Genomic DNA, 597 nt, shown 5'->3' on the forward strand with positions numbered 1-597 from the left:
CGCGCGGCTACCGGTCGGCGACGTCATCGCCCGCTGGGGCTGACGGTGCGTTCGCGTCCAGGGCCTGCAGCACGCCCAGGTAGTCCGGCCAGTCCAGGGAATCGACCGGGTTGGCTTTGGTCAGCTCGGCGGTGTCGGCGGGGAACGTGCGGGCCGGGCCGGGGCCGGAGCTGCGGGTCTCGAACCGCGCGGTGACCACGCCGTGGCCCGCGCCCTGCACCCAGCCGTGCCCGAGCTCGGGATGCGTGACGTCGTCGCCGACCCGCCAGCCCTGCTCGGGCGCCGCGGCGAACATCGCCTCCGCCGCGGTCGCCACCGTCTCCGCGGGGTGATCCTCCCCCGCGAGGTCCAGATCCGGGAACAGCGACTCCTGCCGCACGTCGCTCAACCCCGAAAACCCCACGCCCAGAAGGCGAATCGGCCCGATCTCGCGAGGGTCGAGCAGCAGCCGCCGGGCCACGGCGACCAGCGCGCCGGCCTCCGTCGTCGCGTACGGCAGCGTGGCCGAGCGGGTCAGCGTGCTCATGTCGGACTTCTTCAGCTTCACGGTGACGGTGCGGGCGCCGCGCCCGTCGCGCAGCAGGCGCTGATGCGCGT

At 74.4% G+C, this 597-nt stretch carries 1 pseudogene; it reads right to left on the reverse strand.

Annotation, left to right across the window (positions count from 1 at the left end):
- Positions 1–7: 7 nt before the first annotated feature.
- Positions 8–597, reverse strand: a pseudogene (locus A9X05_RS23875) (DNA polymerase IV); the annotation flags it as partial.

The sequence above is a fragment of the Mycobacterium sp. E3298 genome, assembly GCF_001666895.1.
In the GTDB taxonomy this organism is placed as follows: domain Bacteria; phylum Actinomycetota; class Actinomycetes; order Mycobacteriales; family Mycobacteriaceae; genus Mycobacterium.